Below are 14,853 nucleotides of genomic sequence, written 5' to 3'. Positions count from 1 at the left end.
GCGAAGGCCTTTTGGTTACTTTTGTGCCTTTACAAAAGTGACACGCCGTAAGGGCGTAACCCTAAGTAGCCGTTACCGCAGAAACGGATATGTACTCGGTCAGATCCAACATCCTGGTCGGCTGTCAGGGCGCCATCGGGGGCAAGCCCCCTCCCACATTTTGATCTCCATACATCAGGCAGATAGTTCATAGCCTGCTTTGATCTGCGCTTTTGATTGTGATCTTGATCTCAGGTGCCCGTTAAACACGCTGGCCGCACGCAGGCTTGAATTCGTGGACCACACTTTCTGCCGCCCCCAACCCCCATCCCAAAGCCCCGCACCCCGCAAAGCCCCCTAAAAGCGCACAAACACAGGCCCCGCCCAAGCCTGGCACACACCGCAAACTCTGCTGAGCCCAACCCCCAAAACGGTGGTTTGTATTGAGCACAGCCTGTTTTAGACGGCATATGCTGATTTCACAGTGGTGTAATGAACCTGTGCTGCAACGAGGCCGACGCGCCGCCAGGGCAGTGAACCCTTGTCACACTCAACGAACTTCAGGACCGCACTCCATGAGCTTTCTTCGTCCCAAATTCATTACGTTCGACTGCTACGGCACGCTGACCAACTTCCATATGGGCACCATGACCCGCGAGCTGTTCGCCGACCGCATCAAACCCGAGCAGATGGACCAATTCGTCAAGGACTTCTCCGCCTACCGCCTCGACCAGGTCATGGGCGACTGGCGCCCCTATGACGAAATCCTCAAGACCGCCCTGGCCCGTACCTGCAAGCGTTGGGGCATCGACTACCGCGAAGAAGGCCAGCTCTATTACGACGCCGTACCCACCTGGGGCCCTCACGCCGATGTGCCGGCCGGTCTGTCGAAGATTGCCGACAAGATCCCCCTGGTGATTTTCTCCAATGCCAGCAACAGTCAGATCATGTCCAACGTCGACAAGCTCGGCGCGCCGTTTCACAAGGTGTTCACCGCCGAACAGGCCCAGGCCTACAAGCCACGCCTGGCGGCTTTCGAGTTCATGCTCGATAACCTCAACTGCGGTCCGGAAGACATCTTGCATGTGTCTTCGAGCTTCCGTTATGACCTGATGCCGGCCCATGACATGAAGATCAAGAACAAAGCGTTTGTTGCCAGGGGCCATGAAGTGCCGGGCAACGCGTTCTACGGCTATCAGCAGATCACCGATATCGGTGGGCTGCCGGCGCTGGTCGGCCTGTAACGCACACAAGGGGCAAGACATGGGCAGCGAATCCTATTGGCTCGACACCGCACCGGCGTTTACCGGCGCCCAGTTGGGTGACTTACCCAAGCAGGTCGATGTGGCTGTGGTCGGCGGCGGCTTCACCGGCCTTGCGGCAGCGCGGGCGTTGGCGCTCAAGGGCGCCAGCGTGGTGGTGCTGGACGCCGGACGGGTGATCGGCGAGGCCTCGGGGCGCAACGGTGGGCAGTGCAACACCGGCGTGGCCCAGGATTATGCCGGGCTGCACGCCAGCCTCGGTGCGGCCAAGGCGCGAGCCTATTACCAGGCCTACGAAAGTGCGGTGCAGAGCGTGGTATCGCTGGTCGAGCAGGAAGGAATCGCCTGCGACCTGGTGCGCAACGGCAAGCTCAAGCTGGCGGCCAAGCCTATGCATTACGAAGGCCTGGCCCGCACCTGTGAGCTGATCCGCCGCGAGGTGGATGCCGAGGTCGAACTGCTCAATGCCGAACAGACCCGTGCTGAAGTCAGGTCGATGCAGTTCCATGGCGGCTTGCTGCAACGCAACGGCGTGCAGATGCATGTCGGTCGCTTCGGTGTCGGCTTGGCCGAAGCGGCGGCGCGGCGTGGGGCGATGATCCACGAGCACACCGAAGTCAGGGACTGGAAAGCCCAGGCCGGCGGTTATCAGGTCAACACCGCCAAGGGCTCGCTGCACGCCGGGCAAGTCCTGCTGGCGACCGGCGCCTGCCAGCACGGCGACCTGGGTTGGTACCGCCGGCGCATCGTGCCGGTAGGCAGTTTTGTCATCGCTACCGAAGTCTTGCCCCAGACGCTCATCGACCAGTTGCTGCCGCAACACCGGGCGTATGTGACCAGCCGCATGATCGGCAACTACTTTCGCCTGACCCCGGACAACCGCCTGCTGTTTGGCGGGCGTGCGCGGTTTGCGATGTCCGACAGCGTCTCCGACGCCAAGAGCGGCAAGGTGCTGCAAGCGGCGATGTTGAACATGTTCCCGCAGTTGGCGCACGTGAAGATCGACTACTGCTGGGGTGGCCTGGTGGACATGACGTCCGACCGCCTGCCCCGTGCCGGCCAGCATGGCGGCGTGTTCCATTCCATGGGCTACAGCGGCCATGGCGTGCAGATGTCGGTGCACATGGGCCAGGTGATGGCCGAGGTCATGGCCGGCAATGCCGCCGCCAACCCGTGGCGCGAACTGGAATGGCCGGCGATTCCCGGGCATTTCGGCAAGCCCTGGTTTTTGCCCTTTGTGGGCGCCTACTACCGCTTCCAGGACTATTTGCACTGAGTTGCCGTTGTTGCGTCACCGTCGTTTGCGTTTCCAGGACGCTCCGGACATCCGTGAGCACTCGATTCTTCCGATTATCGACAGGTAGCCTTGCTATGACTGACAACAAAAACACCCCCGACCTCATTTCCGGCCAGGACAGCCTGCGGATTTTCGAAGGTCTCAATCGTGGCATGTCGCGCCGCAACGCCCTGCAGATGCTCGGCGTGGCCGGTGTGGCCGCCGCCGGGGCGGGTAGCCTGTTCGGTGCCGCCGGCAAGCTGTTTGCCGATGAAGCCGCGGTGGACGGCAAGGGCAAGCCGGGCGGCAAGATCCGCGTGGCGGGTATGTCCAGTTCCACCGCCGACACCCTCGACCCGGCCAAGGGCGCGCTGTCCACCGACTACGTGCGCCATTTCATGTTCTACAACGGCCTGACCCGCTTCGATAAGCACCTGGTGCCGCAACTGGAGCTGGCCGAGCGCATCGACAATGTCGACGCCACCCAGTGGACCATCACCCTGCGCAAGGACGTGACCTTCCACAACGGCAAGCCACTCACCGCCGCCGACGTGGTGTTCTCCCTGAGCCGCCAGAAAGACCCGATCACCGGTTCCAAAGTCATGGCCCTGCTGGAGCAGTTCACCGAGATCAAGGCCAGCGGGCCCAACGAAGTGCAGATCCGCCTCAGTGCACCCAACGCCGAGTTGCCGTCGATCCTCGCCGTGTCGCACCTGCTGATCGTTCCCGAAGGCACCACCGACTTCAACAAAGGCATCGGCACCGGGCCGTTCACGGTCGGCGAGTTCAAGCCGGGCGTGCGTTCGATTGCGGTGCGCAACAAGAACTACTGGAAACCGGGTCTGCCGTACCTCGACGAGATCGAATTCATCGCCATCGGCGACGAGCCGTCGCGGGTCAACGCGCTGCTGTCCGGCGACGTGCACATGATCAACGAGGTCAACCCGCGCTCCACCACGCGCATCAAGGCCAGTGCCAAACACCGCGTCGTCGATGCGCCGTCGGGCAACTACACTGACTTGATCATCCGCCAGGACCAGATGCCCGGCAAAAGCCCGGAATTCACCCAGGCCATGAAACTGCTGCTGGACCGTGAACAGGTCAAGTCCGCAGTGTTCCGTGGCTTTGCGGTGGTGGGTAATGACCAGCCGATTGCGCCGGGTTCGCGTTACTTCAACACCGACCTGCCGCAGACGGTCTACGACCCGGAAAAGGCCAAGTTCCTGCTGAAAAAAGCCGGTATGGAAAGCATCACCATGCCGCTGATGGCGTCGCCCGCCGCGACCGGTTCGGTGGACATCGCCGTGTTGTTGCAGCAATCGGCGAAACAGGCCGGGCTCAAGCTCGACGTGAACCGCCTGCCCAGCGATGGCTACTGGTCCAACCACTGGATGAAGCACCCGTTGAGCTTCGGCAACATCAACCCACGGCCCAACGCCGACGTGATGTTCTCGCAGTTCTTCCAGTCCAAGGCGCCGTGGAACGAGTCCGGCTGGCAGAACGATCAGTTCGACCAATTGCTGATGCTGGCACGCGGCGAAACCGACGACGCCAAGCGCGCCAGGATGTACGCCGACATGCAGACCCTGGTGCATGACCACGCGGGTATCGGCATCCCGGTGTTCATCAGCAACATCGACGGCGTGGACCAGCGCATCAAGGGCTACGACAGCAATCCGCTGGGCGGCTTCATGGGCTACATGTTCGCCGAGCAGGTGTGGTTGGACGCTTGAGGAGGGCGGTGCGATGAACAGCAATACACTGTGGTTGATCGGCCGGCGCCTGGGCGCCGGGGTCGTGACCTTGTTGATCGTGTCCATGGTCGTGTTCGCGATCACGGCGGTACTGCCAGGGGACGCGGCGCAACAAGCCCTGGGCCAGTTCGCCACCCCGGAACAGGTGGCGGCGCTGCGCCTGCAACTGGGGTTGGACCAGCCCGGTGTGTTGCGTTACCTGCACTGGTTGATGAGCCTGCTCACCGGCGACATGGGCGTGTCGGTCTCCAACGCCATGCCGGTGGGTGAACTGATGGCGGGCCGGGTGCCCAACACCTTGATGCTGGCGGGCGCCACGGCGCTGGTCTCGGTGCCGGTGGCACTGGTACTCGGCATCGGTTCGGCGATGGGCCGGGGCGGGCGCATCGACAGTTGCCTGAGCTTCGTCACCCTGGCGATGGTCGCGGTGCCTGAATTTCTGGTGGCAACCCTGGCGGTCCTGATTTTCGCGGTCAACCTCGGTTGGCTGTCGGCACTCTCGTATGCCAGTGACATCAGCTCACCGCTGCAATTCATGCGCACCTATGCCTTGCCGGTGATGACGCTGTGCTGCGTGATCATCGCGCAAATGGCGCGCATGACCCGCGCCGCGGTGATCGACCAACTCGACAGCCCCTACGTGGAAATGGCCCGCCTCAAAGGCGTCAGTCCGATACGTATCGTGCTGCGCCATGCCTTGCCCAATGCCATCGGGCCGATTGCCAATGCCATCGCCCTGAGCCTGTCTTACCTGTTGGGCGGTGTGGTGATCGTCGAAACCATCTTTAACTACCCCGGCATCGCCAGCTTGATGGTCGATGCTGTAACCAACCGCGACATGGCGCTGGTGCAGGCGTGCACCATGTTGTTTTGCGCGGCCTACCTGGGCCTGGTGCTGCTCGCCGACCTGTGCGCGATCCTGTCCAATCCGAGGCTGAGAAACCAATGAATCCGCTCATTGCGAAGTCCAAGCCCGTTTCCTCTGCCCTGGCGCTCGCCAAGGTCTCCAGTGGCCCGTCGTGGCTGGGGCTGGTGGGCGGCGTGGTGTGCGTCACCTGGCTGCTGGTGGCACTGCTGGGTCCGTGGCTTGCCCCCCATCCGGTGGGTGAGGTGGTGTCCGATAACATCTTTGAAGGCTTCAGCCTGGCGCACCCGTTCGGCACCGATTACCTGGGCCGCGACATGCTCAGCCGGGTGATGGTGGGCGCGCGGTTCACCGTCGGGCTGGCACTGGTGGCGGCATTGCTGGCCAGCACCTTGGGCACCGGATGTGCGCTGTTGTCAGTGGTCTCGCCCAAGTGGCTGGACGAAATCATCAGCCGCATCATGGACGCCTTTATCTCGATCCCCAGCAAAATGCTGGCGCTGATCATGGTCTCGGCCTTTGGTTCATCGGTAACGCTACTGATCTGTACGGCCGTGATCAGTTATATCCCCGGCTCGTTCCGCGTCGCCCGCAGCATGGCGGTCAACATCGAGGCCCTGGAGTATGTGCAGGTCGCGCGTACCCGTGGCGAGAGCCGGTTGTATGTGGCGTGCATGGAGATCCTGCCGAATATGCTCAACCCGGTATTGACTGACCTGGGCCTGCGTTTCGGCTACATCGTGCTGTTGCTCAGCGGCATGAGTTTCCTCGGCCTGGGCGTGCAACCGCCCGATGCCGACCTCGGCTCCCTGGTGCGGGAAAACATCGGCGGCCTCAGCCAGGGCGCGCTGGCCATCATCATTCCGGCGCTGGCCATCGGCACGCTGACCATCGGCGTGAATCTGCTGATCGACTATCTGTCGTCCCGACATAGTCGACGCTCGGGAGGCCATTGAAATGACCGAATTGATTCGCGTCGAAGACCTGCGCGTGGTCGCCTATGGCGAGCGCGGCGAGGTGGAAATCGTCAAGGGCGTGAGCTTTGCCCTGCAAAAAGGTGAAGTGCTGGCGCTGATTGGCGAGTCCGGCTCGGGCAAGACCACCATCGCCCTGGCGTTGCTGGGGTATGCGCGGCGTGGCTGCCGGTTGTCCGGCGGAGTGGTGCGGGTCGGTGAACACGACATGCTCGCCCTCAGCGAAAAACAGCTGCAAGGCCTGCGCGGCAATCGCGTGTCCTATATCGCGCAAAGCGCGGCAGCGGCCTTTAACCCAGCGAAAAAGCTCATCGACCAAGTGGTGGAGGGCGCCCTGATCCACGGCCTCGGCACCCGCGCCGACTTGCAGGCCAAGGCCATCGGCCTGTTCCACGACCTTGCGCTGCCGGATCCCGAACACATCGGCCAGCGCTACCCGCACCAGGTCTCCGGCGGGCAACTGCAACGGGTGATGGCCGCAATGGCGCTGATCAGCGACCCGCTGCTGGTGGTGCTCGACGAGCCGACCACGGCGCTGGACGTGACCACCCAGATCGACGTGCTGCGCGCCTTCAAGCGCGTGGTGCGCGAGCGCGGCGCCACGGCGGTGTATGTGTCCCACGACCTGGCGGTGGTGGCGCAGATGGCCGACCAGATCGTGGTGCTCAACGGCGGCCAGATCCTCGAACAGAGCGCCACCGCGCCGCTGCTCCAGGCCCCGGCACACGCCTACACACGCAGCCTGCTGGCGGCGGCGCGGCCCGACACGACGATTCGTCCGCCTTGCGGCGTGGCTGAAGACGCGCCTTTGCTGACCATCAGCGGCCTCACCGCTGGCTACGGCAACAAGAACCTGCACGGCATGCCGGCGATCCGCGTACTCGAAGACATCGACCTCACCGTGCGCCGTGGCCAGGCTATCGGTGTGATCGGCGAGTCGGGCTCGGGCAAGTCGACCCTGGCGCGGGTGGTCGCCGGGCTGTTGACCCCGGCCCTCGGCGGTCTGACCTTTGACGGACAACCCTTGGGCGCCAGCCTGTCCGCACGCACCCCGGAGCAATTTCGGCGGATCCAGATGGTGTTCCAGAACGCCGACACCGCGCTCAACCCGATGCACAGTGTGGCAACCATCCTCAGCCGACCGCTGAAGATGTACTTCGGCCTCAAAGGCGCCGCGTTGCAGGCGCGCATCGGCGAACTGCTCGACCTGGTGCGCCTGCCGCGTGACCTGGCCGAACGACGCCCCAACGAACTGTCCGGCGGGCAAAAACAGCGGGTCAACCTGGCCCGGGCGCTGGCGGCCAAACCGGATCTGATCCTGTGCGATGAAGTCACCTCGGCCCTCGACACCGTGGTCGGCGCGGCGATCCTCGAACTGCTGCGCGACCTGCGCCAGCAACTGGGCGTGTCCTACCTGTTTATCAGCCACGACATCTCCACCGTGCGGGCGCTGTGCGACGACATTGTGGTGATGTACAGCGGCCACAAGGTGCAGGCCGGCAGCCGCCAGTCGTTTGCCGAGGCACCGTTCCATCCCTACACCGACCTGTTGATCCACTCGGTGCCCGAGTTGCGCCAGGGCTGGCTGGAAAACTGTGGCACAACGTGCAGCGAGCTGCCGCCGATCGGCGCGCGGGCCAATGTGCCGGAACTGTGTACCTTCCTCAACCGCTGCCCGGTGCGGATCGACGGCCTGTGCAACCGCACCGCGCCGAACCGTCGCCACCTGGACAACGGCAGTGAAATCCTCTGCCACCACGACAGCGCCCACTTGCTGAACACCCAGCAGGGCGTCACGACCATGACCTTGGGAGCTTATGCATGAACGGGCGTTTTGTGAGGCTGGCCGAACAGGGCCGGCCGACGGTCAGCCTGACCGTGGATGGTGCACCCATCGAAGCGTTGCAGGGCGATACTCTGATGGTCGCGCTGCTGACCCAGGGCACGGCCTTGCGCCAGTCCGAATTCGACAGCGGCCGCCGCGCCGGTTTCTGCCTGATGGGCGCGTGCCAGGACTGCTGGGTGTGGACCCGCTCGGGCGAACGCCTGCGTGCCTGTTCCAATGAAGTCCGTGACGGGCTGGACATTGTCACCACACAACCGGAGGCGACATGGCCACTGCACGGGTAGTTATTGTGGGTGCCGGACCTGCCGGCGTGCGTTGCGCCGAAACCTTGCTGGCCGCCGGTATCCGCCCGATTGTCATTGATGAAAACCGCCGCGACGGCGGGCAGATCTACCGTCGCCAGCCCCAGGGCTTCACTCGCGACTACGCCACTTTGTACGGCAGCGAAGCGGCCAAGGCGCAGGACCTGCACCAGAGTTTCGACCGCCTGCGCGACGCCATCGACTACCGCCCCGACACCCTGGTGTGGAACCTCACGCCGGGGCAATTGTGCTGCGTCAGCCAGGGCCGCCACAGCACCGTGGACTACGACGCGCTGATCCTCTGCACCGGCGCCACCGACCGCTTGATGCCTATCGACGGCTGGCAACTGGCGGGCACCTACAGCCTCGGCGGCGCGCAGATCGCGCTGAAAAACCAGGCCGTGTCCATCGGTCACCGCGTGGTGTTCATGGGCAGCGGGCCGCTGCTGTATCTGGTGGCAAGCCAGTATGTGAAAGCCGGTGCCACGGTGGCGGCGGTGCTGGATACCGCGCCGATAAGCCTGCGGATCAAGGCCTTGCCCAAGCTGCTGGCGCGGCCGGGATTGCTGTTCACCGGGATCAAATTGTTGGCGCAACTGTATCGGGCCAAGGTCGCGGTGCACGTGGGAATCAAGCCGCTGCAGGTGCTGGGCGATGCCGCCAATGGCGTGATGGGCGTGCGCTTCAGCACCGGCAACGGGCGGACCGAAACCGTGCAGGCCGATGCCGTGGCGCTGGGGTATCACCTGCGCCCGGAAACCCAGTTGGGCGACCTGGCCGGCTGCGCCATGGCTTTTGATCAGGCGTCGAGCCAGTGGTGGCTGGCCACCGACGCCGCCGGGCGCACCTCGGTGAAGGGCGTTTATGCGGCCGGCGACGGCTCGAAAATCCGTGGCGCCGACGCCGCCGAGCACGCCGGACGCCTGGTGGCGTTGGCGCTGTTGGAGGATTTACAGCAACCGGTGGATAAGGTGCTGCGTGAGCAACAACAGCAGGCCCTGGCGGTGATGGACCAATTCCGTCTCGGCCTGGCCCAGGCGTTCCCGTGGCCCAGCGAACAGGCCAAGGCACTGCCGGACAGCGCCATTGTGTGCCGCTGCGAGATGATCAGCGCCGGAGAGCTGCGTCGCACCGTGAACGAAAAGGGCGCCTGCGAAGTCAACCGTGCCAAGGCATTCAGCCGGGTCGGCATGGGCCGCTGCCAGGGCCGTTATTGTTCCCAGGCGGGCGCCGAAGTGATCGCGGCAGCGGCAGGCGTGCAGGTGCAGGACGTCGGCCGCCAGCGCGGCCAGGCGCCGGTCAAACCGCTGTCGATGCTGATCACCGAGGAGGTATCGCTATGAGTGTGCAAAAAGCCGATGTGGTGATTGTCGGCGGCGGCCTGATGGGCTCGGCGACCGCGTTTTTCCTGCGCCGTCGCGGGCAGTCGGTGATCCTGCTGGAGCGCGACCAGATCGGCCAGTACGCCAGCGGCGTCAACTTCGGCAACGTGCGCCGCCAAGGGCGTTTCCTCGGGCAACTGGCCTTGGCCAACCGCTCCTGGGCGTTGTGGAAACGCCTGCCGGAACTGATCGACGATGACCTGGAATTCATTCCCAGCGGGCATATGCGCGTGTGTTATCGCGAAGACGAAATCGCCGAGCTGCAAGCCTATGCCGCCGCGCCGGAAGCTGAACAGCTGGACCTGAAGATCTATCGCGGCGCCGAGTTGCGTCAGCGCTTCGGTTTCCTGGGCCCGGACGTGAAGGGCGGCTCCTACGCGCCCCACGACGGCCATGCCAACCCGCGCCTGGCGGCACCGGCCTTTGCCCGCGCCGCCATTCGCCTGGGCGCCCGGATTGAAGAGCGCACCGAAGTCGCCGAGGTGCAAAAACTCGGCGCAGATTTCCATATCACCACCACCGACGGCCGCCAGTTCCAGGCCGCGCAACTGCTGATCACGGCTGGTGCCTGGGGCCAGAAACTCTCGGCGCAGTTCGGCGAACCGGTGCCCCTGGACACCCACGGCCCGCAGATGGCGGTGACCGAACCGGTGCCCTACGCCTTGCCCACAGTGATCGGCGTGTACACCAAGATCCCCGAGGAAGTGATCTACTTCCGCCAGATCCCACGCGGCAATATCGTCATCGGCGGTGGTTATCGCAGCAAACCGGACATGCAAAACCGCCGCGCCTATGTGGAGCCGCGCAGTATCCTCAACCAGATCAGCCAGATGCGCCGCTTGCTGCCGGGGGTTGGCAACCTGAATATCATCCGCGTGTGGAGCGGCATCGAAGGCTACCTGCCGGACTCGCTGCCGGTGATGGGCCCCAGCGGCACCGTCGACGGGCTGTTCTATGCTTTTGGTTTTTGCGGCCATGGCTTCCAGCTCGGCCCCGGCGTCGGTGATGTGATGGCCGAACTGCTCGCCACCGGCAGTACCAGCACGCCGATTGCGCCGTTTTCCATCAGCCGTTTTGCCTTACCTGCCGAACAACGGAGCCAGGCCTCATGAAACCCCGCGTACTGGACATCCTGAAAACACTCATGGCCTTCGACACGGTGTCGTCCGAGTCGAACATGGCCCTCATCGAGTATGTGCGCGACCTGCTGCTGACCAAAGGCATCGAGTCGCTGATCGTCAAGGACGAGAGCGGCAAGAAGGCCAACCTGTTTGCCAGCACCGGGCCCAAGAACCAGCCTGGCGTGTTGCTCTCCGGGCACACCGACGTGGTGCCGGCGGCGGGGCAGGCGTGGACCTTTCCCGCGTTCGCGGCCACCGTGCAGGACGGGCGCATCTACGGGCGCGGCAGTTGTGACATGAAGGGTTTTATCGCGCTGGCCATCGACGCCATGCTCGACGCTGCCGAGCATCCCTTGAACCGCCCGCTGCAACTGGCCTTGTCCCATGACGAGGAGATCGGCTGCGTCGGCGTGCGGCGCTTGCTCGATGTGCTGCATCTGGCGCCGGTGCGACCGTTTCTGTGTGTGATCGGCGAGCCGACCAATATGCAGTTCGTGCTCGGGCACAAGGGCAAGGGTTCCTACCGCACCTACTGCCGTGGCCTGGAGGCGCATTCGTCGCTGGCGCCGCGTTCGGTCAATGCCATCCATGTGGCCTGCGACTTTATCGCCGCCCTGCGCGACAGCCAGCAGCAACTGCAACGCCATGGCGCCCAGGATACCGACTACGACGTGCCCTACAGCACCGTGCACGTGGGACAGATCGTCGGCGGTAAAGCGCTGAATATCGTGCCTAACCTGTGCACCCTGGATTTCGAAGTGCGCAACTTGCCCGCCGATGACCTGGATCAGTTTCTGGAGCAGATGCGCGAGCGCGCCGAAGTCATCGTGCGGGAGGCGCAGAAGCTGTCCAGCGTGGCGGCCATCGAGATTGAAACCGTCAACGTCTACCCAGGCCTGGATACCCATCCGAGTGTCGAAGCGGTGCGTTTTCTCAAGCAATTCGCCGCGCCGGACACCGGCACGTCCAAGGTCTCGTTCGGCACCGAGGGTGGCCTGTTCAAGCAGCGCCTGGACGTGCCGGTGGTGGTCTGCGGGCCGGGCTCCATCGAGCAGGCGCACAAGCCCGACGAGTTTATCGAGATCAGCCAGATGGACGCCGGCGAGCGCTTTCTGCAAGGTTTGCTCGGCTCGTTGAAGGCCTAGCAGAGCCTGCCGTCCTGGGCGTAATTTCAGCACGGCACGCTGCTGTATCCGCGCTTTCGGCATCCTCGCCCGTGGCACCTCCCTAGACTGGAGCGTGTCTCGGATCAGGATCTCGACCATGCTCACCACCCGCTTGCAAGACCCCAGCCTGTTGGCTGAACTCGCCTATGTGGACGGCCAGTGGATCGCCGCCGACAGCGGTGCCACCCTGGACATCCACGACCCCGCCACCGGCCACCTGCTGGCACGGGTGCCCGCCATGGACGCGGTGGACACCCACCGCGCCATCGCCGCCGCCGAACGGGCCTGGCCCGCCTGGCGCGCACGCCCGGCCGCCGAACGGGCGGCGCTGCTGGAGCGCTGGTACCAGGCGATGCTCGACAACCTCGACGACCTTGCGCTGATCATGACCTGGGAACAGGGCAAGCCGCTCAACGAAGCCAAGGGCGAAGTGCGCTACGGCGCCGGGTTCGTCAAATGGTTCGCCGAGGAAGCGCGCCGGGTCTACGGCGAAACCATGCCGGCGCCCGGCGGCGATCGCCGTCTGCTGACGTTGAAGCAACCGGTGGGCGTGTGCGCCGCCATCACCCCGTGGAATTTCCCCAACGCGATGATCACCCGCAAGTGCGCCCCGGCGTTGGCCGCCGGGTGCCCGATTATCGTCAAACCCTCGGACCTCACACCGCTGTCGGCGCTGGCCCTGGCGGTACTGGCCGAGCGCGTGGGCATCCCCGCTGGCGTCTTCAATGTGATCACCGGGCTGCCCGCCGGCATCGGCGAGGCCCTGACCGGCAGCCCGGTGGTGCGCAAGATTTCATTCACCGGCTCCACCGCCGTCGGCCGCTTGCTGATGCGCCAGAGCGCCGAGCACATCAAGCGCCTGAGCCTGGAACTGGGCGGCAACGCCCCCTTTGTGGTGTTCGATGACGCCGACCTGGAACAGGCGGTTGCCGGGGTGATGATCAGCAAATTCCGCAACGCCGGGCAAACCTGCGTGTGCGCCAACCGCATCCTGGTGCAGGACGGTATCTACGCGCGTTTCGCCGCACGCCTGGTGGAAGAGGTGGGCAAGCTCAAGGTCGGCAATGGCCTGGAAGACGGCGTGACCATCGGCCCGTTGATCAACCCGGCGGCGGTGAACAAAGTGGCGCGGCACATCGACGATGCCCTGAGCCAGGGCGCGACCCTGCTGTGCGGCGCGATCCCCACGGGCGACAGCCAGTTCGTGCAACCCACGGTACTCGGCAACTGCCACGCCGAGATGCTGCTGGCCAATGAAGAAACCTTCGGCCCGGTGGCGCCGCTGATGCGCTTTACCGACGAGGCCGAGGCGCTGGCCCTGGCGAATGCCACGCCCTATGGCCTTGGCGCCTACTATTTCACCCAGGACATGCAGCGCTCGTGGCGGTTCGGTGAGGCACTGGAGTTCGGCATGGTCGGGCTCAACACCGGGATCATTTCCATGGAAGTTGCGCCGTTCGGCGGCATCAAACAGTCGGGGCTGGGGCGTGAAGGCAGCAAATACGGGCTGGATGAGTACCTTGAGGTCAAGGCTTTCCACATTGGCGGGTTGAACTGAAAGGGGCATGCAGCATGACTAAAGCATTCAGAATCGCCGCGATTGCCGGCGACGGGATTGGCAAGGAAGTGTTGCCCGAAGGGCTGCGGGTATTGGAACAAGCGGCCAGAATCTGGGACTTGAACCTGAGCATCGACGTGCTCGACTGGGCCCACTGTGATTACTACCTGGAACACGGGCAGATGATGCCCGATGACTGGTTCGAACAGCTCAAAGGCTTCGACGCGATCTACTTCGGCGCGGTGGGCTGGCCGGATAAAGTCCCGGACCACATCTCGCTATGGGGCTCGCTGCTCAAGTTCCGCCGCGACTTCGACCAGTACGTCAACATCCGCCCGGTGCGGCTGTTCCCTGGCGTGCCGTGCCCGCTGGCCGGGCGTGAACCGGGGGACATCGACTTCGTGGTGATCCGTGAGAACACCGAGGGCGAGTATTCGTCGGTGGGCGGCAAGATGTTTGAAGGCACCGACCATGAGTTCGTACTGCAGGAATCGGTGTTCACCCGGCGCGGTGTGGACCGCATCCTCAAGTTCGCCTTCGACCTGGCCCAGACCCGCCCGCGTAAAAAACTGACGGCGGCGACCAAGTCCAACGGGATTTCCATCAGCATGCCGTATTGGGACGAACGCACGGCGTTGATGGCGGCGAACTATCCCGAGGTGAGCTGGGACAAGCAGCACATCGACATTCTGTGTGCGCGGTTTGTGCTGCAGCCGGACCGGTTTGATGTGGTAGTGGCGTCGAATCTGTTTGGCGACATCCTGTCCGATTTAGGCCCTGCGTGTGCGGGGACGATCGGGATCGCGCCGTCGGCGAACCTGGATCCGGAGCGCCGGTTTCCGTCGTTGTTCGAGCCGGTGCATGGTTCGGCGCCGGATATCTATGGGCAGGGCATTGCGAATCCGATTGCGATGATCTGGTCGGGGGCGTTGATGCTGGATTTTCTGGGGAATGGCGATGCGCGGTATCGGGCGGCGCATGATGGGATTTTGCGGGCGATCGAAGAGGTGATTGCTTCCGGGGTGGTTACGCCGGATCTGGGGGGTGTTGGCTCGACTCGGGAGGTTGGGGTTGCGATTGCCGGGGGGCTGGTTGAATGAATACATATCCGTTGTTTGGGTAACGGCCAACCCGGCGTCCTCGGTTAAAAATGTGGGAGGGGGCAAGCCCCCTCCCACATTTGAATCCCCATTTTCAGGAAGATGTGATTCGGCTCTGGCTCGTGATCTGCTTTTGATTTTGAGGGACTGTCATAAATTTTGTGTTCGGGCATAACATGTTGATAGAGGTGCATGTATGCCGACCAAAAAGAAACCGGCCCGTGAGGCCCCGCGAGACCTTCCATCCATTCCCCAAGAGCTGATCGAC

At 63.8% G+C, this 14,853-nt stretch carries 13 protein-coding genes; 12 read left to right on the top strand and 1 reads right to left on the bottom strand.

Features of this window, described 5'->3' with window-relative positions; genetic code table 11:
* Positions 1-554: 554 nt before the first annotated feature.
* The 12 genes from EJD88_RS12455 (at position 555) to EJD88_RS12400 (ending at position 14,585) form a co-directional block, all read left to right on the top strand.
* The gene (locus EJD88_RS12455; RefSeq protein ID WP_158878092.1) at positions 555-1,223 is read left to right on the top strand and encodes a haloacid dehalogenase type II; all 669 of its coding nucleotides are present in this window, start codon (positions 555-557) and stop codon (positions 1,221-1,223) included.
* 19 nt (positions 1,224-1,242) lie between these two features.
* Positions 1,243-2,517, top strand: coding sequence for an FAD-binding oxidoreductase (locus EJD88_RS12450; RefSeq protein ID WP_099586561.1), 1,275 nt, complete (start codon positions 1,243-1,245; stop codon positions 2,515-2,517).
* Positions 2,518-2,612: 95 nt separating this feature from the next.
* A complete protein-coding gene (locus tag EJD88_RS12445) occupies positions 2,613-4,250 on the top strand; it encodes an ABC transporter substrate-binding protein (protein WP_099586562.1) in 1,638 nt (545 codons plus the stop codon).
* A gap of 13 nt (positions 4,251-4,263) precedes the next feature.
* Positions 4,264-5,220: an ABC transporter permease gene (locus tag EJD88_RS12440; RefSeq protein WP_158878091.1), complete on the top strand. Its 957-nt coding sequence runs from the start codon at positions 4,264-4,266 to the stop codon at positions 5,218-5,220.
* On the top strand, positions 5,217-6,092 hold the full coding sequence (locus tag EJD88_RS12435; protein WP_158878090.1) for an ABC transporter permease: 876 nt from the start codon (positions 5,217-5,219) through the stop codon (positions 6,090-6,092). The genes EJD88_RS12440 and EJD88_RS12435 overlap by 4 nt, the downstream gene beginning before the upstream one ends.
* A gap of 1 nt (position 6,093) precedes the next feature.
* A complete protein-coding gene (locus tag EJD88_RS12430) occupies positions 6,094-7,935 on the top strand; it encodes an ABC transporter ATP-binding protein (RefSeq protein ID WP_158878089.1) in 1,842 nt (613 codons plus the stop codon).
* Positions 7,932-8,240, top strand: coding sequence for a (2Fe-2S)-binding protein (locus EJD88_RS12425; RefSeq protein WP_158878088.1), 309 nt, complete (start codon positions 7,932-7,934; stop codon positions 8,238-8,240). The genes EJD88_RS12430 and EJD88_RS12425 overlap by 4 nt, the downstream gene beginning before the upstream one ends.
* A complete protein-coding gene (locus tag EJD88_RS12420; RefSeq protein ID WP_158878087.1) occupies positions 8,222-9,601 on the top strand; it encodes an NAD(P)/FAD-dependent oxidoreductase in 1,380 nt (459 codons plus the stop codon). Before EJD88_RS12425 ends, EJD88_RS12420 begins: the two co-directional genes overlap by 19 nt.
* The gene (locus EJD88_RS12415; RefSeq protein ID WP_112196059.1) at positions 9,598-10,752 is read left to right on the top strand and encodes an FAD-binding oxidoreductase; all 1,155 of its coding nucleotides are present in this window, start codon (positions 9,598-9,600) and stop codon (positions 10,750-10,752) included. The genes EJD88_RS12420 and EJD88_RS12415 overlap by 4 nt, the downstream gene beginning before the upstream one ends.
* Entirely contained in the window at positions 10,749-11,906 is a 1,158-nt protein-coding gene (argE, locus tag EJD88_RS12410) for an acetylornithine deacetylase (protein ID WP_158878086.1), read from the top strand. Before EJD88_RS12415 ends, argE begins: the two co-directional genes overlap by 4 nt.
* A 118-nt stretch (positions 11,907-12,024) precedes the next feature.
* The gene (locus EJD88_RS12405) at positions 12,025-13,485 is read left to right on the top strand and encodes an NAD-dependent succinate-semialdehyde dehydrogenase (protein WP_158878085.1); all 1,461 of its coding nucleotides are present in this window, start codon (positions 12,025-12,027) and stop codon (positions 13,483-13,485) included.
* A 14-nt stretch (positions 13,486-13,499) separates the two neighbouring features.
* Complete coding sequence (locus EJD88_RS12400) at positions 13,500-14,585, top strand: tartrate dehydrogenase (RefSeq protein ID WP_099586571.1); 1,086 nt, start codon at positions 13,500-13,502, stop codon at positions 14,583-14,585.
* 44 nt (positions 14,586-14,629) lie between these two features.
* Here the strand turns inward: EJD88_RS12400 and EJD88_RS27085 are convergent.
* Positions 14,630-14,853 (bottom strand): hypothetical protein (locus EJD88_RS27085; protein ID WP_218573961.1); only part of this gene is annotated, 224 nt, incomplete at its 5' end.

Origin of the sequence: Pseudomonas sp. PB105 (assembly GCF_009764655.1) — a bacterium.
Classification (GTDB): Bacteria; Pseudomonadota; Gammaproteobacteria; order Pseudomonadales; family Pseudomonadaceae; genus Aquipseudomonas; species Aquipseudomonas cyclaminis.
This window is presented reverse-complemented; position numbering and strand designations above follow the sequence as displayed.

Bases quoted from the DNA above. Each gene is read 5' to 3' on its own strand.
- EJD88_RS12415 (WP_112196059.1), top strand. From the start codon at position 9,598: ATGAGTGTGCAAAAAGCCGATGTGGTGATTGTCGGCGGCGGCCTGATG.
- EJD88_RS12435 (WP_158878090.1), top strand. From the start codon at position 5,217: ATGAATCCGCTCATTGCGAAGTCCAAGCCCGTTTCCTCTGCCCTGGCG.
- EJD88_RS12450 (WP_099586561.1), top strand. From the start codon at position 1,243: ATGGGCAGCGAATCCTATTGGCTCGACACCGCACCGGCGTTTACCGGC.
- EJD88_RS12425 (WP_158878088.1), top strand. From the start codon at position 7,932: ATGAACGGGCGTTTTGTGAGGCTGGCCGAACAGGGCCGGCCGACGGTC.
- EJD88_RS12430 (WP_158878089.1), top strand. From the start codon at position 6,094: ATGACCGAATTGATTCGCGTCGAAGACCTGCGCGTGGTCGCCTATGGC.
- EJD88_RS12445 (WP_099586562.1), top strand. From the start codon at position 2,613: ATGACTGACAACAAAAACACCCCCGACCTCATTTCCGGCCAGGACAGC.
- EJD88_RS12440 (WP_158878091.1), top strand. From the start codon at position 4,264: ATGAACAGCAATACACTGTGGTTGATCGGCCGGCGCCTGGGCGCCGGG.
- argE (WP_158878086.1), top strand. From the start codon at position 10,749: ATGAAACCCCGCGTACTGGACATCCTGAAAACACTCATGGCCTTCGAC.
- EJD88_RS12400 (WP_099586571.1), top strand. From the start codon at position 13,500: ATGACTAAAGCATTCAGAATCGCCGCGATTGCCGGCGACGGGATTGGC.
- EJD88_RS12420 (WP_158878087.1), top strand. From the start codon at position 8,222: ATGGCCACTGCACGGGTAGTTATTGTGGGTGCCGGACCTGCCGGCGTG.
- EJD88_RS12405 (WP_158878085.1), top strand. From the start codon at position 12,025: ATGCTCACCACCCGCTTGCAAGACCCCAGCCTGTTGGCTGAACTCGCC.
- EJD88_RS12455 (WP_158878092.1), top strand. From the start codon at position 555: ATGAGCTTTCTTCGTCCCAAATTCATTACGTTCGACTGCTACGGCACG.